Origin of the sequence: Pseudomonas coleopterorum, from assembly GCF_900105555.1 — a bacterium.
Lineage (GTDB): Bacteria > Pseudomonadota > Gammaproteobacteria > Pseudomonadales > Pseudomonadaceae > Aquipseudomonas > Aquipseudomonas coleopterorum.
Window position 1 is genome coordinate 3,572,833 of sequence record NZ_FNTZ01000001.1, and the last position, 23,899, is coordinate 3,596,731.

The window sequence follows — 23,899 nt, forward strand, 5'->3', positions numbered from 1 at the left end:
TTCGCCGAAAATTCGCATTTACTCAAAGAGCAACTCACAAATTTTACCTTAGCCTGAACCTACACCAGTGAAAGTGTCTGTCCAGTCTATCTTTCTATCACATACCCAAATTTTTAAAGAACGATTCTGAAAAAGATCAGAAATCAGCATTCAACCATCATTCGATGGAATGCTCATTTCTAAGCTTTGACAACGATGGAGCACCAAAAGTGGTGGAGCCAAGCGGGATCGAACCGCTGACCTCCTGCGTGCAAGGCAGGCGCTCTCCCAGCTGAGCTATGGCCCCATAATTGGTGGGTCTGGGCAGATTCGAACTGCCGACCTCACCCTTATCAGGGGTGCGCTCTAACCAACTGAGCTACAGACCCAATCGTCTTCTTCAATGAATCAAGCAATTCGTGTGGGAGCTCATGAGCCAGCTGTTGTCGTCGATTAAGGAGGTGATCCAGCCGCAGGTTCCCCTACGGCTACCTTGTTACGACTTCACCCCAGTCATGAATCACACCGTGGTAACCGTCCTCCCGAAGGTTAGACTAGCTACTTCTGGTGCAACCCACTCCCATGGTGTGACGGGCGGTGTGTACAAGGCCCGGGAACGTATTCACCGCGACATTCTGATTCGCGATTACTAGCGATTCCGACTTCACGCAGTCGAGTTGCAGACTGCGATCCGGACTACGATCGGTTTTGTGAGATTAGCTCCACCTCGCGGCTTGGCAACCCTCTGTACCGACCATTGTAGCACGTGTGTAGCCCAGGCCGTAAGGGCCATGATGACTTGACGTCATCCCCACCTTCCTCCGGTTTGTCACCGGCAGTCTCCTTAGAGTGCCCACCATAACGTGCTGGTAACTAAGGACAAGGGTTGCGCTCGTTACGGGACTTAACCCAACATCTCACGACACGAGCTGACGACAGCCATGCAGCACCTGTCTCAATGTTCCCGAAGGCACCAATCCATCTCTGGAAAGTTCATTGGATGTCAAGGCCTGGTAAGGTTCTTCGCGTTGCTTCGAATTAAACCACATGCTCCACCGCTTGTGCGGGCCCCCGTCAATTCATTTGAGTTTTAACCTTGCGGCCGTACTCCCCAGGCGGTCAACTTAATGCGTTAGCTGCGCCACTAAGAGTTCAAGACTCCCAACGGCTAGTTGACATCGTTTACGGCGTGGACTACCAGGGTATCTAATCCTGTTTGCTCCCCACGCTTTCGCACCTCAGTGTCAGTATGAGCCCAGGTGGTCGCCTTCGCCACTGGTGTTCCTTCCTATATCTACGCATTTCACCGCTACACAGGAAATTCCACCACCCTCTGCCCTACTCTAGCTTGCCAGTTTTGGATGCAGTTCCCAGGTTGAGCCCGGGGATTTCACATCCAACTTAACAAACCACCTACGCGCGCTTTACGCCCAGTAATTCCGATTAACGCTTGCACCCTCTGTATTACCGCGGCTGCTGGCACAGAGTTAGCCGGTGCTTATTCTGTCGGTAACGTCAAGACAGCAAGGTATTCGCTGACTGCCCTTCCTCCCAACTTAAAGTGCTTTACAATCCGAAGACCTTCTTCACACACGCGGCATGGCTGGATCAGGCTTTCGCCCATTGTCCAATATTCCCCACTGCTGCCTCCCGTAGGAGTCTGGACCGTGTCTCAGTTCCAGTGTGACTGATCATCCTCTCAGACCAGTTACGGATCGTCGCCTTGGTGAGCCATTACCTCACCAACTAGCTAATCCGACCTAGGCTCATCTGATAGCGCAAGGCCCGAAGGTCCCCTGCTTTCTCCCGTAGGACGTATGCGGTATTAGCGTTCCTTTCGAAACGTTGTCCCCCACTACCAGGCAGATTCCTAGGCATTACTCACCCGTCCGCCGCTGAATCAGGAAGCAAGCTTCCTTCAACCGCTCGACTTGCATGTGTTAGGCCTGCCGCCAGCGTTCAATCTGAGCCATGATCAAACTCTTCAGTTCAATACTGCAATCGGGTTTTGAGAAAACCCTATAAACTTGGCTCAGCAATCGCAAACTCGAACCCGAAGGATCGAGGTAACTCTCTGATTTCTCGTGGAGTTGTTGTGATGCTGATAATCTTGTTGACTAACAGTCTTAACTCACAAGCACCCACACGAATTGCTTGATTCAATTGTTAAAGAGCGGTAGGTTGATTCTTTCGTCTCAACCGAGGCGCGCATTCTACGCTGGCCTCATATTCTGTCAAGCGTTTATTTTGAAGTTTTTTGAGAATCTCGAACCACTTCAACCGCTTGCGCTTTCGATTGCTCGTCAGCGGGAGGCGCATATTACAAGATTTTGCAGGGGAGTCAACAGCTCTGCGATTTTTTTCGACTCAGTATCCTGGAATAACGAACTCGCATTCGGGTCGACTCGACTCCACCTGGCACAGGTGCTGTCGCTTCGGATCGCCCATGGGCATTTCGCGGTAAACCGCAGGTCCTTTACGCCAAGGATCTGGCGAGTTCATGCCATCGAGTGGGTAGCGCCCGCTGGGTGCACAGGCCACCAGACATACCGTTGCTGCGGCTATCAGTACTGTCGGCTTCGACATTCAACTCTCCTTGATAGAAGCGCTGGAGGATACGAAGCCAGGCCAAGCTGCCAAAGGTGAGGTTTCCTACTCAATTGTAGGATAGAGCCAAAACATCAACCCCTTACCCAATCCCGCTCCCTGGTACCTGTCCTACGGATTACTCTTGAGGTACTCCAGCAGGTCGGCCATTTTCTGGTCATTGCCAAACCACCACAGGCGCATCTTGGTGCCGGGCACCACATCTCCAGGTGCTTCGACGAAGGCTGCGATCTTCTCGGGAGTCCAGACGATGCCCGAGTTTTTCATTTCGGCTGAATAGCTGTAGTCACCGGTGGTGCCTGCCGTACGACCGATCACTCCGTTGAGTTGCGGGCCGAAGGCGGCCTGGGCTCCTCGGCCAACCTTGTGGCAGCCACCGCAGTTCTTTTCGAATGTGGCCTGGCCGGCTGCAGTGTCGCCTGCGGCGTGGACGTACAACGGAGCCAGCAGTGCCAGTAGCACGTAGGTTATTGATTTCATGGTTCCTCGCGGCATTATCACATGCGTTCATGATAGCGGCTGGCACGAGAAAGCGAGACGCCGGGATAATGGAACATCTCCACAGAGACAATCAGTACCGCTCAAAACGACAAAGGAGTCACTCATGCGCAGATCACGCACAGCCATGGCCATTGGATGCCTGCTGGCATGTACTACAGCCTGGATGAGCACAAACGTTCACGCTGCGCCGCCAGCGATCGAAACCCTGGTGAAGGCTCGGGCTGAATCGCTGATGAACCAGTACAACATCACGGGTATGGCGATCGCGATCACCGACGGGCGTCAGCAGATGTTCTTCAACTATGGACTGGCTTCGCGCGCGACACGGGCGCCTGTAACCGAGGACACTCTGTTCGAGCTGGGCTCGATCAGCAAGACCTTCACTGCCGCCTTGGCCGCCTATGCACAGGCCAATGGCAAGCTGTCATTGAGCGATCATACTGGCCAGTATCTGCCAGCGTTGCGCGGCACACCGCTGGATCAGGTGACGCTGGCTGATCTGGGCACTCACAGCGCTGGCGGATTCCCGTTGCAACTGCCGGACGACATCCAGAACGATGCGCAACTAATGACTTACTTCCGCGACTGGCGCCCCAGCTATGCACCAGGTACTCAGCGCAGCTATGCGAACCCCAGCATCGGCCTGCTCGGACTGATCGCTGCCAAAAGCATGGATGTTTCCTTCGCTCATGCTGTGCACGACACACTGCTTCCGGGCCTGGGCCTCGCCCATACCTATCTGGATGTACCCGCCGACCAGTTGCCGTTGTATGCGCAGGGTTACGACAAGCAAGATCAGCCCGTACGGCTGAATCCTGCGGTACTGGCCGATGAGGCCTATGGTTTCAAGTCCAGTGCACGAGACATGCTTCACTACCTGCAGGCACAGATGGGTACGGTGACGGTTCCGGCGAAACTTCGTGAAGCGCTGAAGGCTACGCAGCAGGGCTACTTCAGGGTAGGCGGCATGACGCAGGGACTGATCTGGGAACAATACGGCTATCCAGTCGCGCTTGACACCCTGGTGCAAGGCAACTCCAACGCAGTAACCTTGACCACCCAGCCTACAAGTCCGCTGCAGCCGCTGGACGAGGTATGGATCAACAAGACGGGAGCCACCAACGGGTTTGGCGGGTATGTGGCGTTCGTACCGTCGAAGAAAATCGGCGTGGTTGTGCTGGCCAACAAGAATTACCCGAACGAAGCACGAGTCAGGCTCGCTCACGAGCTGGTGCAGGCGCTGGATAAGTAAGGTTCACACGCGTTCTCAAGCCAATGGGTCTGGAGTAGGATCCCACTCCTGACCCTATTGGAGTTTCGTCAATGCGCCGCACCTGCCTGTTTCTCGCTTTAACGCTGGGCCTGGCCAATGTGGCCTGGGCCGCCAAGCCGGCACCGAGCGCGCCGAAGATACAGACCGTCAAGACGCTTGATGGCAAATTCATGTTTACCCTGCCAGCTGGCTATACCGTCAACCCACTGCCTCCTGCGGATCCGAAAAGCGATGCGGCGGGCGCCAAGGGGATGATGTACATGAATGACAATGAGAAACGTGTGGTGGTGACCACCGAACTGCCCATTCCCAAAGGTGGGCATGCCGCCGACAACGACGATGAATTCCTGACCGGCGCCACCGCCGGCTTCATCGACCAGCAGGCAAGAGCACTGCCTGATTTCAAGAAAACGGCCGAGAAGCGCATCACCTTGCGCAAGCTGGGCGTGGAGCAGATAGACAGCACCGCGACCATGGGAGGCGGTGCAACCATGACCACCACTTTCGTTGCAGGGTCGGGCCAGACCATGTCGGTCGTCCAGGTGATATCCCGTGCCAGCGATGCGACTGGGCATGCAGCCATGGTCAAGCGGATCGTGGCAGGCAAATAACCTGATCTGCCTATCGCGGCAGACGAGTCCTGCCGCGACGGGAGAGAAAAACTGCGGCCAACAAAAAACCCGCCGAAGCGGGTTTTTTGTCTAGCCATTCCAACATCCTGTCAGCAGCTTCCTTGCAATGGCCGGTCGTCCCTGACCCTGAGTCGTATCCTTCGTCTCAGTTAGTGAGGCTAGAATACTGCTGTGGTGAAGGTCGCAATAGAGGCGATTGTAGCCACCGCGTGTAAGCGATTGGCTATACCGTTTCCGTGCGACGCAGCCAGAGGGTAACTGTAGTGCCCTCGCCCGCTCGACTTTCAATCCGCGCGATGCCATCGGCACTCAAGGCAAAGCCGTATACCTGCGACAAACCCAGCCCCGTGCCCTGCCCTGAGCCCTTGGTGGTATAGAAGGGTTCGAAAACCTGAGCCAGTACGTCTTCAGGGATGCCTGGTCCGTCGTCGGCAACGCTCAGGCAAAGGTAGTCACCATCGGTCAGCTGCGCGTCGCCGCGGACCGCTCGCAGACAGGTTGCAACTCGAATCTGTCCGGCACCGCGCAGGGCATCGCGGGCATTCACCAGCAGGTTGAGCAAGGCAGCGTCCAGTTGATGGGCGTCGCACATCACTGCCTGGGCGGGCGCCTGCAGATCCAGCAGCACCTGGGTAGTGGCGCCCAGCGCGCGGCCGAACAGGTCGCTGTTGTGCTCGATCCGCTCGTCGAGCTTCACCGCGTGCACGCTGGGCTCTTCGCGACGGGCAAAAGCGAGCAGGTGGTGGATCAGTTGGGCGCCCTGCCGCACGGCCTGCAAACCGATCTCGGTGAGGCGCTCGACTTCCACGGGCTTGCGTGCCTTGATACGGGTCATTTGCAGGCTGGCACTGACCGCTTGCAGCAGATTGTTGAAGTCGTGGGCGATGCCGGCGGTGAGCTGACCCAACGAGGATATGCGTTGGGCATGTCGCAAGGTCGACAGGGTTTGCTGCTGCTCACCCAGCACATTGTCCAACTGACGGGACAGGGCAAGGGTTTGTTTCTCGCGCTCTTCATTGAGCAGGCGCAGCTCCAGTTGTGCTGCGGTCTGCCTTGCCAAGGCCTGCAGGGCATTGCACTGCGACACCTCCAGCGTACGCGGCACGGTGTCGATGACGCAGACGGTGCCCAGTGCCGAGCCCTGGCGCGTGATGATCGGCGCGCCAGCATAGAAACGAATGTAGGGCGGGCCCAAGACGAGCGGGCTCTCCTTGAAGCGCGGGTCGAGATGGGTGTCCGGCACTATCATCACGGCATCGGGCGCCAGAATGGCATGGGCGCAGAACGCCAGGTCGCGGTGGGTCTGGGAAACGTCGAGCCCTACACAGGCCTTGAACCACTGACGTTCGCGGTCCACCAGCGACACCAGGCCAATGGGCGTTGCGCACAGCTGCGTTGCCAATTGGACGATATCGTCGAAACCAGGCTCCGGAGGACTGTCCAGCACACTCAGATGCTCGAGCGCAGCCAGACGTTCGGACTCGTCGATAGGCGATGGGGCCGGGCTGTGAGTCATGCAATGGGCCAAGTCGAGGAAATGATCGGAATAATGCGCGCCACAGGCCGTTGGGGCAAGTGCGTGCAAGCCTATTGCGCGTAAACGAAAAAGGGCGACCCTTTCGGATCGCCCTTTTGCACCGCCCAGCAGAGCGGATTTGTTTGGTAGGCGCGATTGGACTCGAACCAACGACCCCCACCATGTCAAGGTGGTGCTCTAACCAACTGAGCTACGTGCCTGCTGTGGCGCGCAATTCTACGGATTGACGCGCCGCTGTCAACGGCAATTTGCCGCCAATGGTAAAAAAATCACCCACTTGCAATCGGTGCGTAGTGTTCGATCCTCAATGCAGGCAGCACTGCTTGAATTTCTTGCCACTGCCGCACGGGCAGGGATCGTTGCGCCCGGCTTTGGTTTCGGCGATGACCGGGGTGTTGCTCGGGCGCCGCTCGAACCAGTACTGGTGCAGACGGATCGCGGCCATCTGGATCATTTCCATGGCTTCTTCGGCATCCAGCTCTTCGCCCGAACCGTCGCGTTTGAGCAAGTCGACGCCCTGTGTGTGCAAGGTGATCAGCGCGAGCAGGTCTTGTTCCTGGTCGGGCATATCGAGCCAGCTGCCGCCCACCACGACACCGCGCTCGTAGCCGTAGCACCAGTCCTCGACGCTGACGACTTCCTCGTCGTCGAACAGATTGAAGATCGGCGCGAAGTTTTCGAAGTCTTCCTCCAGCAGCATGGCCAGTTGGTTCATGTGCTGAATGAGCAGGTCGAAGAATTTCTGGAACTGCTTGTCGTCCTTGAAGACCGGCAGTTGGTCGGGACCACCCCAGAGCGCTGCGTACCAGTCGTCGAAGGCGATCGCCTGTGGACCTGAAACGATGGCCGCAAAGAAACCGTCGAGCTCGGAAATGCTGCCGACCGATGTTTCGCTGGCGTATTGCCCCAGCACCTCTTCCACGTAATCCAGTTGTTCGTCGGTCAGCGCGTCGTTGCTGATGTTGTAGGCCATGGTCTGCTCGATCGGGTCATCAAAAGAATGCTCGCATTGTAGCCGCCAGCGTCGACGATGTCCCCGGATCTGCCGCGGCCTAGTCGCCCACGTGAGCCAGGTAGGCTTGCAGGGCGCCCTGCTGGCCGCTGCCGAGCAGGGTCCAAAGCAGGATCCTGCACTTGCGTGGGCAGAGAAAGCTGCCCATGACCGCACCCTTGGCTTGCAGATCGATTTCGCCGCCGACGAAGCCGTAGCTGCCGTTGGCGGTGGGACCCTGGCCGGTGCGAGTAGCGACTATCACCGGCAGGTGCTGGGCAATGGCCTGCAAGCAGGTGGCCCAGCGCTGCGAAACATGACCAGCGCCAAAGCCGGCAATGACCAGGCCTTGATACCCGACGTCGACGACCCTGTCGAGCAAGAGGGTGTCTGCATCCAACGCTGCTTCCAGAAGCAACACGCTGTGATCGGTTCGAGTGGGATACGGCAGACAGTGGCGAGCCGGGGGTGGAGCGGCGTAATGCACCTGGTTTTCGACCATCAGTCCAACCGGGCCGAAGGGCGACGAGGCGAAGGCATCCATTGCCAAGGCGGCGACCTTGCGTACTCGCGATGCGGCGTGCACCTGATCGTTGATCACCACCAGCACGCCACGACCACGACTGCGTTCAGCCAGCGCCACTTGCCCTGCGGCGAGGAGGTTGGCCGGGCCGTCGGCACCGCAATGGGATGCCGCGCGCATGGCGCCGGTCAGGACCAGGGGTTCGTCCAGATCCCAGAGCAGGTCGAGAAAGAATGCGGCCTCCTCCAAGGTGTCGGTACCCTGGCTGATGACCACGCCCACCGAACCGGCGGCGATGCAGCCGCGTGCCCAATCCAGGGCATCGAGCAACGCCTGGAAGCTCAGGGAGGCGCTGGGCAACAGGTTCAGCGTGTGCACCTGAACCTCGGCCAGAGACGTGAGTTGCGGCAGCAGATCCACCATGCCCTGCCCGCTCAGGCTGGGCTGAACACCTGCACCAGTGGGCTGGGCCTGCATGCTGATGGTGCCGCCCAGGGCACCTACGGACAGTTTGGGTAGAGCCATGGGCGGTTCTCCGTCAAAGGTTGGGACTGCCGATGATCAGGCCGATCAGTGGCAGGATGAGCAAGGTGCTGATGGCCATGGACAGCACGTTACCGATATAGCCATGCATATAGGACGGTAACCGCTGACTGATGGCTACGGCCAGTGGCGGCGCCAGCAATGCGCCCAGTGCGGCACTGAGGATGATCACCGGCAGGCTGCCACCATGGACCAGAATCGCGGCGGGGGCTACCGAGACCACGGGTATGTAGGTCGGGTACCAGCCGCGGGCTATCCATTGATGACGCCAGATGAGCACGCCCAGTGCCGAGGCGAGGGTTTGCGCCGCCAACAGTTGCAACAGCCAGCCGGAACCGTAGAACGGGCTGGCCGGATTGAGCATCAGGGCCAGCAGCGCGCCCAGCACCAACCCCAGGCTGGCCCACTCGTTGCCGAAGAACGGCGCCTCGGAGAAGTCGGCAAGGATGCGCCGCAAGGTCCAGCGCACCCCGTAGTCCGGGGTCGATGCCACTACCGGTGGCGCGGACGAGGGCGTCGCATCGGGCTTCACCAGGGCCGGGAAGCGTTTGCACAGCAGGAAGCCGATGACGCTGCCCACTGCCATGCCGGTGACGTTGCCGATCACCACCGGCAGGGCCAGCGGGGTGCACACGTACTTGACGATCAACAGGCAGGCGGGCGTGATCAGCACGGCGCCCATGATGGCCCCGGTCAGCGCCACACGCCAGCCACGGCCGAACAGCAGTACGGTGGCCGCCGGCATGGAAACGAAGGCGACGAAGGTTGGCTGCCAGGTATCGGCCGACAGCGTCCAGCCCCAGAGCAGGTTACCCAGGCCCAGACCCAGCAGCGAACTGGTCACCACCCATGGCCACAGGCCGGTGCCGTAGCAGATTGCAAAACCCTGCCAGCGTTTGCCGGTGCGATTGGCCCACCAGCCCAGCCCGGCGCCGGCGAGCAAGCCGATGGAGGCGAACTCGTGTTTGTAGAACGCCACTTCGCTGATATCGCCGACTATCCAGCGCCACCAGGCCGCCGGATGGTGGAGGTTAGCCATCATGTCGCTATAGCCGGGCCACAGCGCATCGACAGCCAGCAGCTTGCCGCTGATCACGGTCAGCGTGACCGCCAGTGATAGCAACAGCAAACCTGTCAAGGTCCCGCTGGATGCGCGCGTTGGTGTGTCGTGCAGAGAGGTGTCCATGGGCATCCCTCCTCAGCGCGGCAGCGCGGCATGGCGGTCGTAGCCCAGCATCGAGCCGTACAGGTCGACCCGACGGTCGCGTGGCAGGTCGTTGAGGCTGTTCCAGATCGGTGCGCTGCGTGCCGAGACCAGGTCGATGTCGGCGAACAGGACGGTTTCCTCTTCGGCACCGGCCACCTGGCTGAGCGGCCAGCCGTTGGTTCCGGCAATCAAGGAACAGCCCAGGAAACGATCGCCGCGGTCGGTGCCGATGCGGTTGGCGGCGGCGATGAAGGTGTTGTTGACGTGGGCGGCGGTGATGGTCAGGTAAGAGGCCATGCATTTGCCGGTTTCGTCGAACAGCGGCGGTGGCGTCCAGACCCAATTGTTCAGGCTGCAGATGATATCCGCGCCTTGCAGGCTGAGCAGGCGGGGTACTTCCGGGAACCAGACGTCCCAGCAGATCATCAGGCCGATGCGCCCGATGGGCGTCTCGAATACGGGGAAGCCGAGGTCACCGGGACTGAACCAGAGCTTTTCCAGGTTCCACAGATGCGCCTTGCGGTACTTGCCGATGAAACCATCAGGGCCGACCAGCACGGCGCAGTCGTAGAGCTTGTAACCGTCACGCTCTGCCAGCCCGGCGGCAAGGTAGACCGAGTGTTCGCGCGCAAACTCGATCCAGGCCTGAGCACTGGGTCCTTCAGGCACTGTCTCGGCCAACGCGAACGCTTCTTCGCGGTTGCGGAAGGCGTAGCCGGTGTTGGCCAATTCGGGGAGCACGATCAACTGGGCACCTTCGGCCACGGCGCGCTGAGCCAGATGCAGGCTATGGGAGAGGTTGAACGTGCGGTGGTCGAGACCGCATTGCGGATCGAACTGAACGACAGCGACCCGAACGGGGCTGATGGGAGAGGCAGAGGACATGGAAGCACCTTCTTGTTGTTTTTGGATTGCCTCCGCATGGAAACGCATTCGTTTAGATAGTAAAACCGGACGCTTCCCAAGCATCTGTAGGATTAATCCGGCAGCTCATACATTTTCGTATCAGGTCGTTCAGGACTCAGTGCCATACCGAGGGTAATGGGACAGATCGAATCCGCCGTTGAACGCGGCACCTTGATTGGCGCAGAGGTTAATTACCGCGTCTACGGCGCCGCGCATGGCCGGCTCGGTCCAGCCGGCGTCGACCGAAAAGGACTCACCTGCCAGGTACAGCCCGGATCGCGCGCTGTACTCGCGGTTGTAACTCATCAGGCCAACCGCATCCTGGTAGGCGCCAGCGCGGTAGAGCTTGGCGCAACCCAGGGCATTGCGGTCCGTGACCCAACGCTGCACGCACGCCTTGCCGGTGTCGATGAACGGGGAAATGCGCGAACCGACATTGCTGCAGCGCAGCAGGATGCGGTCCAGCTCGCGAATGCACTTGTCGACCAGTTCGGCATCGCTGAAGGCCGCCAGCTTGGTCGCATCGTCCTCCCAGGTGTAGCTGAGCAGGATGCAGTCGTAGGCATAGTTGTCGTTGTAGCGATAGGCATAGACGTCGTGCACGAAACTGTCGGTGACGAGGATCTGCGGAATGTCACGATGGGCCGACAGAAAGGTTTTCTTCAGCGGGGCGTAGACTTTGCAGCTGGTTTCCCAGTGCGCGGTCTTGTAGGCATTGATGGTGGTCTGGGGGAGCATGGCTGGGGTGAAGCCGTCCACCTGGATTCGTGTTTCGAGGATCCAGGAGGGCACCGTGACGATGACCGAGTCGAACTGCTCCGTGATTTGCCGGCTGGCCAGTGCGTCGCTTTGATGCCAGCGGTAGCCCACTTCGATGCTGCCATCGGCCAGTCGGGTGAGGCGATTCACGGGGCTGTCGGTGATCAGGCCGGCAGGCTGCTGGCGCAATCGCTCGTAAGGCGAGCGAGCGCCCTCTTCCAGGGGCATGAACATCAGGCACTCATCCAGCGCGGCCAGACCCAGGTAGCGCGGTGTGGCGAACGCCACGCCCTTGGAGTCGGTCACGGCTTGCTCGGCTTGGAAAGGAGCTGGTAGCGGGTTGCCTTGGCCATCGACGCGGCCATGCACCAGTTGCAGGTGACTGCTGAAGCCGAAGATCGCGGTGCGTAACGGGTACAGGCAGCAGACGTCGTAGAAGGCGCCCCAACTGCCGTCGCCGATGCCGATGGCGTAGAAAATCGAAGACTCGTCGGCCGACATGCCCAGCCCGCCGAAGTCTCCGGGGTTGCCGGGATCCCAGGCGGTGATGGCGGCAGAGCGAACCAGCTCGCGGAATGGCACATGCTGGTAGCGCGTGACGATGGCAGACCACAGGGCCGGCCATGCTTGGCTGCCAAACACGGCGGCGACCTGCGTTGCCATCCGCTCGGCGAACAGCTTCCATTTCTGGTAGACGGCCTGCAACACGGCGGTGGGCGGGGGTGTATTGCCGTCGAGGTTATTCCAGACCAGCAACCGAGGTTCGCCCTCCCCCATCAGTTGGCCTTCGCGCAGATAAATACCAGTGGAGCGCACGAAGGGCGTGCCGGGATTCGGGAAGTCCGAGGTTTTGAGGTCGTATAGCCCTGAGTAGTACGCCATCAATGAGCGGCCCTGCGCAGGTGCCTCGCCCGTGCGATTGAAAAAGGGCATGCGCATGGCGCCCATTTCGAAAGGCGTGGAGGACGCTGGGGATTGCGGACCGTCCGGGTGCACGGTCAGATGACGTCCGCCAAGGCGGCGCGACTGCTCGATCAAGGTGATGCGTTCGAAGCCGCAGCGCAGCAGTTCGCGGGCTGCCACCAAGCCTGCGACACCCGCGCCGATGATGCAGATGCGGTGTTGTGCGTTACCGCCGCGAGCAATGCCGCCGGTTTGCTCGAGCAGACGACGGTAGTCGAAACACAGATCCGGAGGGTTGGGGAAGCGGGCCGCCCAGGGCACGCTGGCGGAGGCTTGCAAGGTGGCCGCGAGGTCGGCGGGATGGTTGTGGGATGAGCCAATGGTCATAAACGACAGTCCTTGTCGGTCAGCTTGAGGAGGCGTCAGTGTGCGAAGCCGTGGTGCGTCCAGGCAGAGGGATTGGGGGGCTGCGGTGTAGGAGGGATTTGGGGCGTATGTGGGAAGCAGGTGCGGTGGTTCAGGGAGGTTGCGGTGCGGCCGGACGCGGCTCGCGCCGCTACTACAGGGAGCCGGGTGTGTCGCCGCGTCGGGTGTTAGACGGGACGGGGGTTTGTAACGACGTTCTGGAGGGGCTGGCCTTGGTGCAGGCGGTTGATGTTGGCGGCGATGAAGGCGTAGCGGCGTTCGAAGAGGCCCCGGGTCCAGCCGGAGGCGTGGGGCGTGCAGTAGGCATTGGACAGGTCTTCGAATCGATGGTGAGCGGGTGCGACCGGGTCGGTATCGCCGCTGGGGTAGCGGTACCAGACATCCAGGTAGGCCTTGGCGATGAGGTGGTCGCGCAGGGCGTGGTACAACGCATCCTCATCGACCACGGCGGCGCGTGCGATGTTGATCAGCACGGCATCAGGGCGCATCGCAGCGAATTGGGCGGCCGCGAAGGAACCGCGGGTACGTTCGTCCAACGGGCAGGTCAGGATGACGAAATCGGCATGGGGCAGCACTTGGTCAAGTTCGGCGGGTGTGTACGCTTCATCCATGGGGCCGTCCACTCGTCCACCTTCGGCGCGTGCGGAAATGGCGATGACGTGCAGGCCGAATGCCTGGGCTCGGCTGGCAACGGCGTGGCCGATGCGGCCAAAGCCGACGATGACCACGGTCTTGCCGAACAGCTCGCCGCGCGGTTGGCGCTTCAGGTAGGCGTGCGTCCATTGCTCGGTACTGAAGCGAGCTCGCAGGGCCGCCAGTTCGACCTGGTGTTCGAGCATGCAGGCCAAGGCGTATTCGGCCATGGGAATTTCATGCTCGAACACATTGCAGACGGTTGCGCCGGCGGGCAGCGCGGTGAAATCGATGCCATCCAGCCCGGCACCGGGCACGTGCAGCAAACGAAAGGCCGGAGTCGGACCACTGCGCTGGAAACGCATCGAGACCAGCACGTCGGCACCTTCGATCTGATCGTCCCAGGCGTCAGATTCGTGGGCCTCGCGGGGCAGCGCGATGAATTGTGCCGGGAAATCAAGGGCTGCGGAGAGCGCGTCGCGATGTGTTGCGGCCTCCCCTACCATCACGATTTTCATGTGTTGTCCTTTTTATTGAAACGCCGCCTGCGACGGCGGCGCGATCATCGGTAGTCGATGGACAGTAGAAGATCGTCCTGCCGATGGCAACCGGGTGGCGGCCCTCGCCAGCGCTGACACCACTTGAAACCAATTCGCGTGGGAACAGCATCGGGCCGGTTCAGGTCCAGTACAAAGACCCGCTTGGAGTTTGCATGCATGGCAACACCTACCACCGCGCCCCGTCGCCGGCGCTGGCTTCCCTTTCTGCTGCTGGCGCTGGCGATTGGTGTCGGCCTGCCCTACGGTTGTTCGCAACTGGCCTACAAAGAGCGGCAGCTGCTGTTCAACATCGAGCCAGGTACAGCCAGTTGGTACGCAGGCTTGCCTTCGGGCGTCACCGAACTGCAGATTCCAGTGGAAAAGGCCCTGAGCAGCACTCAATACCTGCACGCCTGGTGGTGGCCGGCGCCGCGCGTCGATGCACCGGCGGTGCTGTATCTGCACGGCACACGCTGGAACCTGACCGCACAGGTGCGACGCATCAGCCAGCTGCGCGAACTGGGTTTTTCGGTGCTGGCGATCGATTACCGCGGGTTTGGCGAAAGCCCCGGCGATCTGCCTTCCGAGCGCACGGTGTACCAGGACGCCCAGGCTGCCTGGGAACGCCTGGTGCAGTTGCAGCCCAAGGCCGAGCGACGCTTCATCTATGGTCACTCGCTGGGCGGCGCGATCGCGGTGGATCTGGCAGAGCATCTGGCCGAGGGCAATGAGCCAAAGGCTGCCGGGCTGATCGTGGAGTCGACCTTCACCGACCTGGCTGCTGCAGCAGCGGCAGTGGCCAATACCTCGCTGCCGGTGCGCTGGATCATGTCGGAGAAATTCGATTCCATCGACAAGATCGGTGACATCAAGATTCCGGTGCTGATCGTTCATGGCCTGGACGACCGTTATGTGCCGCCGCGTTTCAGCCAGGAACTGTTCGATGCCGCGGCCAAACCCAAGCGGTTGCTGCTGGTGCCCGGTGGTACGCACAACAACAGCATGACCCTGGGCAGCCAGGCGTATGCCAAGGCGCTGCGCGAGGTATTCGGCCTGTAGCCGATGTCTGGCGCGCGGTGACGCAACTTATTCAGTGCCCTGAAGGTCTGTGCTGTGGCAGCCGTGCACCCGGCACGCGCGCCACCGCATTCGCAGGAACCTCCATGGAAAAGCACGAACCCCGCCTTGATGCCCCTGAAGAAGACGGCAAGACGCCTGGCCTGTCGGCCGACGAAAAAGAAGAGGTCCATGAGAACCAGCCGCCCCGCGCGGCGGTGTTGCATGAAACCATACGCATACAGGGCGACCATGAACTGGAGCGTACCGTAGCCGCCCTGTTCTGGTCGGCCCTGGCCGCCGGCCTCACCATGGGCCTGTCGCTGATGGCCATGGGACTGTTCAACTCCCGTCTGCCCGCAGGCGAGGCCAGCAAGGTCATCTCCAGCCTGGGTTACTCGGCCGGCTTTCTTGCAGTGATTCTTGCACGCCAGCAACTGTTCACCGAGAACACCCTGACCGCCGTATTGCCGGTCATGAGCAAGCCGAGCCTGGGCAATTTCGGACGGCTGTTCAAACTGTGGGGCGTGGTGCTGGGCGGTAACCTGGTGGGTACCTTGCTGGTGTCCTACGTCATGCTGCATTTGCCGATCTTCGATACCAAGACCGACGAGGCCTTTCTGGAAATCGGGCGCAAGGTCATGGAAAACGACCTGTCGCAGATGTTTTCCAAGGGCATCATCTCCGGTTGGATGATCGCCACCATGGTCTGGATGATCCCGTCGCAGGAAAGCGCGAAGATGTGGATCATCATCCTCGTCACCTACCTGATGGCGCTGGGCGATTTCACCCACATCGTGGTGGGCTCGGCAGAGGTGTCCTACCTGGTGTGGGCTGGCGAGCTGGACTGGAAGGCCTTCTGGCTCGATTTCGCGGCACCGACCCTGGCAGGCAACATCATTGGCGGCAGCTTCATCTTCGCCCTGATCGCCCATGCGCAGATCAGAAGCGAAAGCGGTCTGCCACCCAAGGATGGCGGCAAGGGCAAGTCACGAAAGGAACCCAACGCCGACGTCTGATGCCCTGACCGGTCAAGGTGTGACTGCGGAAGCCGGGGAATCGACTTGCTCCCACCAGTGCTCGCCGAGTCGAGGCTGACGCAGATCGATGCGCTCTCCCATGCGCGGTGTGCTCAACGGCACGCCCTTGGCCTGGGCCAGCGCACTGATGCGGTCGAAGGGTTCGTGCCAGTCATGGATCGAAAGGTCGAAGGTGCCGTTGTGCACTGGCAGGAGGGTCTTGCCGCGTACATCCAGGTGCGCCTGCAGCGTTTCTTCGGGCTGCATGTGCACGTTCGGCCAGGCGACGTTGTAGGCGCCGGTTTCCATCAGGGTCAGGTCGAACGGGCCGAAACGCTCGCCGATCTGTTTGAAGCCTGGGAAATAACCGGTATCGCCGCTGAAAAACAGACGAAAGTCCTTGTCGATGATCACCCACGACGCCCACAGCGTGCTGTTGCTGTCGAACAGGCTACGGCCCGAGAAATGCTGCGCGGGCGTCGCCACCAGACGCCAGCCGCCGACCTGGGTTTCTTGCCACCAGTCCAGTTGGCGAACCTTGCTGGCCGGTACGCCCCACTCGAGCAATCGGTCACCTACGCCCAAGGTGGTCAGGAAATACTCGCTCTTGCCGGCCAGCGCCTTGATTGCGTGTTCGTCCAGATGGTCGTAGTGGTCGTGGGACAGGATGACCGCCTTGATCGGCGGCAGGTCGGCAATGCTGATCGGTGGCTGGTGAAAGCGTAGAGGACCGGCCCACTGTACCGGGGAGGCGCGTTCTGAAAACACCGGATCGGTCAGCAGAAACTCCCCACCCATCTTCAGCAGCACGGTGGAGTGCCCCAACCGCCAGAGGCTGTAGTCCGGCGCCGCCAGCAGTTGGCCGCGCGACAGCTGCTCGACCGGCAGCGGCGCTTGCGGGCGGGTGCCGGGTGGCTTGCTCAGCAGCAGGTACTTGATGCCGATGCGCAGTTTCTTCATGAAGCCGTCCTTGGGCAGGACCACCTGATTGCGATACTGGCCGTCCTCGCGCAACGAGGCGGGCAGTTCTTCGGCATTGGGCGAAAACGACGTCATAAGTGCAAGCACTCCGAAAAGAAGTGGAATTTTCATGCAGCCCTCGGGTTGAAAGGTGCGTGCTACAGCATACGCTTTCGGCCTGCCGTGCGAGGTGAGAGTTCCGGCCCGATCGGTGGGCCGGATTCCGGCGACCGGCACCTGGTCGTTCGAGGGGAACCATGGCCCGACGTCACACGTCCAGATTGGACCAGAAAATGTCTGTTCGCAGGGACCGCTGCCCATGAATGCTGTTGATGCCGCCAATGCCTCACGCTACTCACGCCACACACGGGCTCTGGTGCTGGCGTTCGTTCTGCCCATCTTTGCCTGTGTGCTGATCATCGGCGGTGCCTTACTCGGTATTCCCACTGCCTTTGAGCCTGCCAATGGCTTATCGATCCAGACAACTGCAACCCAGTCTGCCAGCGTAGAGCGAGACCTGGGCGAAAACAGCGGCCGGCCCGTGATCTCGCTCGACGATGCCGGCGCTGGCTTGCCCGTGCAGGCCCCGCCGCCGGGTGGCGAACCCTGGTGGTCCATGTCGCTGCCGACGCTTGCTGAGCTGCTGCTGGCCGTGCTGATCTTTTCCGGTGCTCTGTTGCGCAAGACCTTGCGCAGCTTGCGTGACATCGATCAGGACCATGCTCGGTTGCAGCACGAATACGAGGCCCTGCGGTGCAGCGATGAGCGCCTGCGCGCGTTGGCCGACGCCTCTTCGGACTGGATATGGGAAACCGACGCGTTTTTGCGTGTCAGCTATCTTTCCGCAAGCTTCACCACCGCAACCGGGTTGGCGCGCGACGTATGGCTGGGGCAGCCTGTCGAGCTGCTGCTGCAGTGCGACACCCTCCCGGCTGGCCAGTGGCTGCAGCAACTGGGTGACGGCTCGTCAGGTGTCGGGCATCTGCGCTGCAGCTATCGCGACAGCATCGGCCAGACCCGCCACAGCCGCATCGTCGCCTGCCCCATCGTGCGTGATGGACAGATTGCAGGCTACCGCGGCACGGTGCTCGACATCACCGATCAGGTCGGCGCTCAGGCCCAGCTCGCTCATCGCTCGACCCACGATGCCGTGACAGGGCTGGGGGACGAGCATGCCTTGACGCGGTTTCTCGATCAGACGCTGGCCGATCGTCTTCGCCCTGTGCCCTTGACCCTGTTGCTGCTGGACCTGGCCGATTTCGAGCAGCTGGGCGAAACCTTGGGTCAACCTGCGCGCGACTGCATCCTGCGTACGGTCGCCGGTCGTCTTCGCGACAGCACACGTAGCAACGATCTGGTGACCCGTCTGCGGGATGGACAATTCATGATCGTGCTCGCCAGCATCGACGTGATGATCGAGATCGAGCGTTTCTGCCAGCGCCTGATCGATAATATCCAAAGGCCCATCGTGCACGGCGTGAAGCAATTGCAGGTGGGGGTGAACATCGGCGTGGTTCATGATCATCCCAGCCGGGGAGACGCCCGCGAGTGGATCGGCTGCGCCCAGCTCGCCTTAAGCGAAGCACAGGCGCAAGGTCCCGGCTACTGGCAGCATTTCGCGCCTGCGCTGGACCGCCAGCACCACCTTCGGCAGTTGGAAACCGATCTGCGCTCCGCCCTTCAGCATGACCAATTGCTGCTGCACTTCGAGCCCCGGTACAGCGCCGACGGTGATCGGGTGATTGCCGTCGAGTCACTGCTGCGCTGGCAGCACCCGGTCGAAGGAATGCTCACCTGCGACGCGTTTCTGCCTCTGGCCGAGCGCAGCGACCTGATCGTGCCCATCGAGCGCTGGCTGCTACGCGAAGCGTGCGCGGCCGCGCGGCACTGGCCGCAGTCGATTGCGGTGTCGGTGAGCCTGGCGCCAGCGTATTTCAGCCGCAGCGACGTCGCCCGCGATGTGCGCGATGCGTTGACCGACAGCCGCCTGCCGGCCAATCGCTTGCAGTTGCAAGTTGCCGAGCAGGTCATGCTGGGTTGTGCCGACGGCGCGATGGGGGCCCTTATGGCCTTGAAGGAATCGGGGGTGGGTTTGATACTCGACGAATTCGGCAGCGGTTATTGTTCGTTGGGGTATTTGCGCATTTACCCATTCGATGCCGTGAAGATCGACCCACGCTTCGTCGCCGGTCTGGTGAGCAATCCACAGGATCGCGGACTGGTGCGAGGCATCATCGACCTGGGTCGAAGCATGGGCGCAAGGGTAATCGGTGCCGGCGTCGGCACTGACCAACAGCTGCGCGCCTTGCAGGACGACCGCTGTGCGGAAGTCCAGGGCCTTTACCTCGGTGAGGCCATGGAGCTGGCAGCATTGACACCGCTGCTTCAGCAACAGGCCGACTTGCGCAGGTCACGACAAGGGCATCAAGCAGGTTTGCACGCCCGCTGATCGACAGGCTGTCCAACATTTTTTTACAGGCCCCGAACGCCTCGTTAGAATCGGGGCATCGCCCGGACACGACCGTCAATGGTCCCGGCCTGCGCAACCACAGTGGACACCTCATGGGCACGACTGCAGCAGCCGACATAGCCACCATCGCGCGCATCGACGCGGTCCCTTCCATATTGCAGGTCATCTGCGAAACCACAGGCTTGCGCTTCGCTGCCGTTGCCCGTGTGACCGAAAATGCCTGGACCACCTGCGCGGTGCTCGACAACATCGGGTTGGGCCTGGAAGTCGGCGACGGGCTGGACGTGACCACGACCTTGTGCCATGAGATACGTGCCAGCCATCAGACCGTGATCATCGACAAGGTCAGCGAAGACGAGGTGTATTGCAACCACCCCACGCCGCGCCTCTATCGTTTCGAAAGCTACATTGCCACGCCCGTCTTCCGGGCCGACGGCAGCTTCTTCGGCACGATCTGTGCGCTCGATCCACGGCCCACCCGTCTCAAGGGCACCAGTATCGAGCCGATGATGGCGTCGTTCGCGCGCCTGCTGTCGCTGCAGATGGAGAATGAAGAGCGGCACCAGCGCACGGCCACTGCGCTGCTGGAGGAGCGGGAAATGGCCGATCTGCGCGATCAGTTCATCGCCGTGCTGGGCCACGACCTGCGCAACCCGCTGTTCGCCATCAACGCTGGCGCCGAGCTGTTGCAGCGACGGGTCGCCGATGAGCGCAGCGTGGGTATCGTCAAGCATATCCAGACCAGTGCACGCCGCGCCTCGCAACTGATCGAGGACGTTCTGGACTTCGCTCGCGGGCGATTGGGCGCCGGTATCGTGGTCGACCTGCAACCCGATGCCGACCTGACGCGAAGCCTGGAACATGTGGTCTCGGAGCTGCAGCGCATCCACCCCGAGCGCGTCATCTCGATGGATATCGACGATTTGCAGGGCGTGCTGTGCGACAAGGAGCGCATAGGCCAGTTGCTCTCGAACCTGGTGTCCAACGCCATCATTCACGGCGCGTCAGACAGCGATGTTCGCGTCAGCGGTCGCTTGTCCAATCAGGAGTTCACGCTCGCGGTGCATAACCAGGGGCCGGCGATCGCCGAAAATGTGCGGGCGCAACTGTTCAAGCCATTCGCGCGGCCCAGCGTACGCAGCCCGCGCGGCGGCCTTGGGCTGGGCTTGTACATCGCCTATCAGATTGCATTGGCCCACGACGGCCGACTGGAGGTGAGCTCCAGCGATGAAGACGGTACCGAGTTCGTCTTCCACCTGCCCGTGGTTACCGCCGCCTGAGCCGCTGCCGTTCGAGCGCCTGCGCGGATGAAAGTGCACGGCCCAACGGGCGACGGTGGTAGCATCGCCCTACTTTCACACCCTGCCTGGCAACCACATGGCGAGACCTGACCCCGGGATCCCCCCTCAGCACGGCGAGCGCAGCGCGCGAAGCGCGCGACAGCTGCGCCTGCTCAAAGGCGGCAGCGAGCCCGACCCCCGCTTCACCCTGGCCAACGAGCGCACCTTTCTGGCCTGGATCCGTACGGCATTGGCGCTGATGGCCGGTGGCATCGCCGTCGAGGCGTTCACCGCGGACGTCTTCGCGCCGGAGTTTCGCAAGACCCTGGCGGTCATCCTGCTGCTTCTGGGCATGCTGCTCAGTGCCAGCGCCAGCCTGCGCTGGCTGAACGTGGAGCGGGCCATGCGGCACAAGCAACCCCTGCCCATTCCGCTGCTGGTGCCGCTGCTGTCAATTGGCGGTGCCCTGGTCACGGCAGCCTTGATTGCCTTCGTGGTATTGCGATGAGCCTGCCTCAGGCAGGCCATCAGGATGAAGGCCTGCAGCCCGAACGCACCTTGCTTGCCTGGGGACGCACGCTGCTGGCCATGCTGGTGGCGAGCCTGTTCTTTCTGCGCTGGATGCCCCACCACGGCCGTTTTGCCGGGGCCCTGATTGCCCTGACGCTGATGGCGGCGCTGGCGATCTGGATGAGCCAGCGCCGCCGTTACCGCTGCCGTGTCGAAGGGATCAGTCGTGCATGCTTTCCGGCCGACGTGACCGGGGTGCTCGGCCTGGGCAGCATGGTCACACTGATCGGCGCTGCGGCCATCTGGATCACCTTGATGACCTGAGTCATGGTGACCTGAGCCATTCAGAGCTGCCCGCTGCGGTCGTCCTTGAACAGTGCCCAGGCCAGCCCGGCGACCCACAACAGCGAGGCGAAGTAATTGACCCGCTGGAACAGCCCGAAACCACGGCCCACGTCCATGGCAGCTGCCATCCACGGCAGGCAGCCCAACGCGAACAGGCTGCACACCAGGGACAGCCAGACAAGCCCCTTGCGGCCTTCGCGGCGTGCCACGAAAATCCACAATGCACTGGCCAGCAACAGGCTTGCGGACATGATCACACTGGCGATGGTGTGCAGGTTCTGCTGCATCGACGGGTATTCCAGCGAACAGCCGTCATCACAGGAAAAGTAGCCGGCAGCCAGGCTGGCAAGACCGTGCACAATGACCAGCGAAGCGCTCAGACGCGCCAGCCGCAGATGGGCATGACGCATGTACAGGCCAATGCCGAACGCGATCAACAAGACACCCAGCGGGAAGTGAGCGAGCCAGGGCCAGAGCGCGTGGGTGGGCGCATCGATGGCGCCCAACAAGCCCATGGCCTGATTGACATGGCTGTACCCCGGATACAGGCTGCCGGCCACGATGAGCGCGATGGCCAGCCAAAGGGGCGTGATCAGGCCGGCCAGATAGAGTGGATTGCGAATCGGCTGCTGCACAGCGCATCTCCGTCATGAAAAGAGGCCCGGACCTTACTACAGCGTCGATGTCGTCACGAAGCAATTTTTCCCGCGATCGGGTAAACCGGACGCTTTGGTAATAGCAGGACACATTTGCGTGGAATTCATCGAGCTTCCGACCCAGGCACGACCGCTGCTGGACAAGTTCTACAAGTTGCAACGAAGCCGAATGCGCAGTGTGGGCAATGCGCGCTGGTGGGTGGCAAAGGATGGCGAGATCATCGCGGGGGCGAGCTTCCTGCCGGTATCCGACGGTCATTGGCTGACCGGGCTTCATGTGGCAATCAAGCATCGCAACAAAGGCTACGGCCAAGGTCTGTTCGATGCGGCTCAAGCCGCACTGGGTGGACCGGTATGGTTGTTCTGCGCACCTGAGCTGCACGATTACTATCGACGAGCTGGCTTCGAGGAGGCTGTCACGCTGCCATCTGAGTTGGCCCAGCGCCTGGAACGCTACAGGGCCAGCAAGGACTTGCTGGCCCTGGTCAGGGCCGAGGCGGCCACCGCCTGACAGCGTCGACTCAGGGTTGCGGGCGAGGAACCACTGTGGACGGTGTGGCAGGTTCCGGGCGCAAGTCCTTTTCACCACTGGGCTGGGTTGCCGTCTGGTCCACCGCCGGAGCCTGTTCGTCCGGGTCCTTGGCGCCCTTGTCCTTGCCCTCGGCCGACATGTGTTCGATCACCGCATTCATCTCGGCGCCCAGCAACAGCACGGCCGAAGAGATATAGAAATACAGGAGCAACACGATGATCGCACCGATGCTGCCGTACATGGCGTTGTAGTCGGCAAAGGTTTTCACGTAATAGGCAAAGCCCAGCGAGGCGACGATCCAGACCACCACCGCGAGCATCGAGCCTGGCGTGATGAAACGGAATTCCTGCTTCACGTCCGGCATCACGTAGTAGATCACTGCCACGGCGATCATCAGCAGGATGACGATCAGCGGCCAGCGCAGAATGGTCCACAGTGTGACGATGAAGTCTTCCATGCCGATCTGCCCTGCCAGCCACTGCATGACCTGCGGACCGGTGACCATCAGGGCCGCCACACACAACAGCATGCCAGCCAAGCCGATGGTGTAGAAAATCGACAGCGGAATGCGCTTCCAGGCCGGACGCTCCTCGACCACATCGTAGGCGGCATTCATGGCACTCATGGTCAGACGCACGCCTGCCGAGGCGGTCCACAGCGCAACCACGATACCGATGGAAAGCAAGCCGCCCTTGGACTGCTGCAACTGGTCGATGACCGGATTGACCTGCTCCAGCGCCTGGGGAGGCAGGACCAGATCGGCTTGCAGGCGCATCCAGGTAAAGAAATCGGGTAAATGCAGGAAACCGATCAAGGCGATCAGAAAGAGCAGAAAGGGGAACAGCGAAAACAGCATCTGGTAAGCCAGTGCCGAAGCATAGGTCGGCATTTCGTCGTCGACGAATTCCTTGACCGTACGAACCATGACCTTCATGAAAGGCAGGTTATGCATGTAGGGAAATAGCATAGCGTCTCCTTGCGCCACTCAACCTTCGAATACGCCGCCTGGGCAGGTGCAGTACATGATTGGATCAGGCAACCGCAGCAAGGCGTGTTGCGGCCCGGCAGCTCGGAGCCGGCTTTCTACCCCAAAGCCGCAGGAAAAACGACAG

General features: G+C 61.1%; 20 protein-coding genes, 3 tRNA genes and 1 rRNA gene. 9 read left to right on the forward strand and 15 right to left on the reverse strand.

The window, feature by feature from the left end; all coding sequences use genetic code 11:
* Positions 1–210: 210 nt before the first annotated feature.
* The 4 genes from BLV18_RS15975 to BLV18_RS15990 form a co-directional block, all read right to left on the reverse strand.
* Positions 211–286: transfer RNA gene (locus tag BLV18_RS15975), tRNA-Ala, on the reverse strand.
* Positions 287–291: 5 nt separating this feature from the next.
* A tRNA-Ile gene (locus BLV18_RS15980) sits at positions 292–368 on the reverse strand.
* A gap of 65 nt (positions 369–433) precedes the next feature.
* Positions 434–1,970 (reverse strand): 16S ribosomal RNA (locus BLV18_RS15985).
* A gap of 727 nt (positions 1,971–2,697) precedes the next feature.
* Positions 2,698–3,066, reverse strand: coding sequence for a c-type cytochrome (locus BLV18_RS15990; protein ID WP_090359918.1), 369 nt, complete (start codon positions 3,064–3,066; stop codon positions 2,698–2,700).
* Between the two features lie 124 nt (positions 3,067–3,190).
* Here BLV18_RS15990 and ampC point away from each other — a divergent pair, with 124 nt between their 5' ends.
* Both ampC and BLV18_RS16000 read left to right on the forward strand, forming a co-directional pair.
* Entirely contained in the window at positions 3,191–4,339 is a 1,149-nt protein-coding gene (gene ampC, locus BLV18_RS15995; RefSeq protein WP_090359926.1) for a class C beta-lactamase, read from the forward strand.
* Positions 4,340–4,410: 71 nt separating this feature from the next.
* Entirely contained in the window at positions 4,411–4,971 is a 561-nt protein-coding gene (locus BLV18_RS16000; protein WP_090359929.1) for a DcrB/PsbP domain-containing protein, read from the forward strand.
* Positions 4,972–5,215: 244 nt separating this feature from the next.
* On the opposite strand, the gene BLV18_RS16005 is transcribed toward BLV18_RS16000, so the two are convergent.
* The 8 genes from BLV18_RS16005 to BLV18_RS16040 form a co-directional block, all read right to left on the reverse strand.
* Positions 5,216–6,508, reverse strand: coding sequence for a sensor histidine kinase (locus BLV18_RS16005; protein WP_090359932.1), 1,293 nt, complete (start codon positions 6,506–6,508; stop codon positions 5,216–5,218).
* Positions 6,509–6,652: 144 nt separating this feature from the next.
* A tRNA-Val gene (locus BLV18_RS16010) sits at positions 6,653–6,729 on the reverse strand.
* A 104-nt stretch (positions 6,730–6,833) separates the two neighbouring features.
* The gene (locus tag BLV18_RS16015; RefSeq protein WP_049862503.1) at positions 6,834–7,502 is read right to left on the reverse strand and encodes a UPF0149 family protein; all 669 of its coding nucleotides are present in this window, start codon (positions 7,500–7,502) and stop codon (positions 6,834–6,836) included.
* A gap of 79 nt (positions 7,503–7,581) precedes the next feature.
* On the reverse strand, positions 7,582–8,568 hold the full coding sequence (locus tag BLV18_RS16020) for an asparaginase (RefSeq protein WP_090359934.1): 987 nt from the start codon (positions 8,566–8,568) through the stop codon (positions 7,582–7,584).
* Between the two features lie 13 nt (positions 8,569–8,581).
* Positions 8,582–9,772: a hypothetical protein gene (locus BLV18_RS16025; protein WP_090359936.1), complete on the reverse strand. Its 1,191-nt coding sequence runs from the start codon at positions 9,770–9,772 to the stop codon at positions 8,582–8,584.
* Positions 9,773–9,784: 12 nt separating this feature from the next.
* Entirely contained in the window at positions 9,785–10,678 is an 894-nt protein-coding gene (locus BLV18_RS16030; protein ID WP_090359938.1) for a nitrilase family protein, read from the reverse strand.
* 129 nt (positions 10,679–10,807) lie between these two features.
* Complete coding sequence (locus BLV18_RS16035) at positions 10,808–12,748, reverse strand: flavin monoamine oxidase family protein (RefSeq protein ID WP_090359940.1); 1,941 nt, start codon at positions 12,746–12,748, stop codon at positions 10,808–10,810.
* Positions 12,749–12,954: 206 nt separating this feature from the next.
* Positions 12,955–13,938, reverse strand: a complete 984-nt coding sequence (locus BLV18_RS16040; protein ID WP_090359942.1) for a 2-hydroxyacid dehydrogenase — start codon at positions 13,936–13,938, stop codon at positions 12,955–12,957.
* Positions 13,939–14,136: 198 nt separating this feature from the next.
* On the opposite strand from BLV18_RS16040, the gene BLV18_RS16045 reads away from it, so the two are divergent.
* Together BLV18_RS16045 and BLV18_RS16050 are read left to right on the forward strand one after the other, a co-directional pair.
* Complete coding sequence (locus tag BLV18_RS16045; protein WP_090359944.1) at positions 14,137–15,018, forward strand: alpha/beta hydrolase; 882 nt, start codon at positions 14,137–14,139, stop codon at positions 15,016–15,018.
* Positions 15,019–15,122: 104 nt separating this feature from the next.
* Positions 15,123–16,034 carry a formate/nitrite transporter family protein gene (locus BLV18_RS16050; protein WP_090359946.1) on the forward strand — a complete coding sequence of 304 codons (912 nt, stop codon included), beginning with the start codon at positions 15,123–15,125 and terminating at the stop codon, positions 16,032–16,034.
* A 12-nt stretch (positions 16,035–16,046) separates the two neighbouring features.
* On the opposite strand, the gene BLV18_RS16055 is transcribed toward BLV18_RS16050, so the two are convergent.
* Positions 16,047–17,126: an MBL fold metallo-hydrolase gene (locus BLV18_RS16055; RefSeq protein ID WP_090359949.1), complete on the reverse strand. Its 1,080-nt coding sequence runs from the start codon at positions 17,124–17,126 to the stop codon at positions 16,047–16,049.
* A gap of 187 nt (positions 17,127–17,313) precedes the next feature.
* Between BLV18_RS16055 and BLV18_RS16060 the strand changes: the two genes are divergently transcribed.
* The 4 genes from BLV18_RS16060 to BLV18_RS16075 all read left to right on the forward strand — a co-directional run bounded on the left by BLV18_RS16060 (position 17,314) and on the right by BLV18_RS16075 (position 21,578).
* Entirely contained in the window at positions 17,314–19,443 is a 2,130-nt protein-coding gene (locus BLV18_RS16060; protein ID WP_090359952.1) for a putative bifunctional diguanylate cyclase/phosphodiesterase, read from the forward strand.
* A 113-nt stretch (positions 19,444–19,556) separates the two neighbouring features.
* Positions 19,557–20,744 (forward strand): GAF domain-containing sensor histidine kinase, encoded by a 1,188-nt coding sequence (locus BLV18_RS16065; protein ID WP_090359954.1) that lies wholly within the window; start codon positions 19,557–19,559, stop codon positions 20,742–20,744.
* A gap of 97 nt (positions 20,745–20,841) precedes the next feature.
* Positions 20,842–21,252, forward strand: a complete 411-nt coding sequence (locus tag BLV18_RS16070; protein ID WP_090359957.1) for a YidH family protein — start codon at positions 20,842–20,844, stop codon at positions 21,250–21,252.
* Complete coding sequence (locus BLV18_RS16075) at positions 21,249–21,578, forward strand: DUF202 domain-containing protein (protein WP_056844269.1); 330 nt, start codon at positions 21,249–21,251, stop codon at positions 21,576–21,578. Before BLV18_RS16070 ends, BLV18_RS16075 begins: the two co-directional genes overlap by 4 nt.
* 20 nt (positions 21,579–21,598) lie before the next feature.
* Here BLV18_RS16075 and BLV18_RS16080 read toward each other — a convergent pair whose 3' ends face one another.
* On the reverse strand, positions 21,599–22,234 hold the full coding sequence (locus BLV18_RS16080) for a DUF998 domain-containing protein (RefSeq protein ID WP_090359959.1): 636 nt from the start codon (positions 22,232–22,234) through the stop codon (positions 21,599–21,601).
* 118 nt (positions 22,235–22,352) lie between these two features.
* On the opposite strand from BLV18_RS16080, the gene BLV18_RS16085 reads away from it, so the two are divergent.
* Entirely contained in the window at positions 22,353–22,766 is a 414-nt protein-coding gene (locus tag BLV18_RS16085) for a GNAT family N-acetyltransferase (RefSeq protein ID WP_244156875.1), read from the forward strand.
* 10 nt (positions 22,767–22,776) lie between these two features.
* Here the strand turns inward: BLV18_RS16085 and BLV18_RS16090 are convergent, their stop codons facing one another.
* Positions 22,777–23,754, reverse strand: coding sequence for a YihY/virulence factor BrkB family protein (locus BLV18_RS16090; RefSeq protein WP_090359962.1), 978 nt, complete (start codon positions 23,752–23,754; stop codon positions 22,777–22,779).
* Positions 23,755–23,899: the final 145 nt, after the last annotated feature.

Coding starts and splice junctions, on each gene's coding strand:
- BLV18_RS16045 (WP_090359944.1), top strand. CDS start 14,137: ATGGCAACACCTACCACCGCGCCCCGTCGCCGGCGCTGGCTTCCCTTT.
- BLV18_RS16060 (WP_090359952.1), top strand. CDS start 17,314: ATGAATGCTGTTGATGCCGCCAATGCCTCACGCTACTCACGCCACACA.
- ampC (WP_090359926.1), top strand. CDS start 3,191: ATGCGCAGATCACGCACAGCCATGGCCATTGGATGCCTGCTGGCATGT.
- BLV18_RS16025 (WP_090359936.1), bottom strand. CDS start 9,772: ATGGACACCTCTCTGCACGACACACCAACGCGCGCATCCAGCGGGACC.
- BLV18_RS16090 (WP_090359962.1), bottom strand. CDS start 23,754: ATGCTATTTCCCTACATGCATAACCTGCCTTTCATGAAGGTCATGGTT.
- BLV18_RS16015 (WP_049862503.1), bottom strand. CDS start 7,502: ATGGCCTACAACATCAGCAACGACGCGCTGACCGACGAACAACTGGAT.
- BLV18_RS16020 (WP_090359934.1), bottom strand. CDS start 8,568: ATGGCTCTACCCAAACTGTCCGTAGGTGCCCTGGGCGGCACCATCAGC.
- BLV18_RS16070 (WP_090359957.1), top strand. CDS start 20,842: ATGGCGAGACCTGACCCCGGGATCCCCCCTCAGCACGGCGAGCGCAGC.
- BLV18_RS16075 (WP_056844269.1), top strand. CDS start 21,249: ATGAGCCTGCCTCAGGCAGGCCATCAGGATGAAGGCCTGCAGCCCGAA.
- BLV18_RS16005 (WP_090359932.1), bottom strand. CDS start 6,508: ATGACTCACAGCCCGGCCCCATCGCCTATCGACGAGTCCGAACGTCTG.
- BLV18_RS16050 (WP_090359946.1), top strand. CDS start 15,123: ATGGAAAAGCACGAACCCCGCCTTGATGCCCCTGAAGAAGACGGCAAG.
- BLV18_RS16030 (WP_090359938.1), bottom strand. CDS start 10,678: ATGTCCTCTGCCTCTCCCATCAGCCCCGTTCGGGTCGCTGTCGTTCAG.
- BLV18_RS16040 (WP_090359942.1), bottom strand. CDS start 13,938: ATGAAAATCGTGATGGTAGGGGAGGCCGCAACACATCGCGACGCGCTC.
- BLV18_RS16065 (WP_090359954.1), top strand. CDS start 19,557: ATGGGCACGACTGCAGCAGCCGACATAGCCACCATCGCGCGCATCGAC.
- BLV18_RS16000 (WP_090359929.1), top strand. CDS start 4,411: ATGCGCCGCACCTGCCTGTTTCTCGCTTTAACGCTGGGCCTGGCCAAT.
- BLV18_RS15990 (WP_090359918.1), bottom strand. CDS start 3,066: ATGAAATCAATAACCTACGTGCTACTGGCACTGCTGGCTCCGTTGTAC.
- BLV18_RS16055 (WP_090359949.1), bottom strand. CDS start 17,126: ATGAAAATTCCACTTCTTTTCGGAGTGCTTGCACTTATGACGTCGTTT.
- BLV18_RS16035 (WP_090359940.1), bottom strand. CDS start 12,748: ATGACCATTGGCTCATCCCACAACCATCCCGCCGACCTCGCGGCCACC.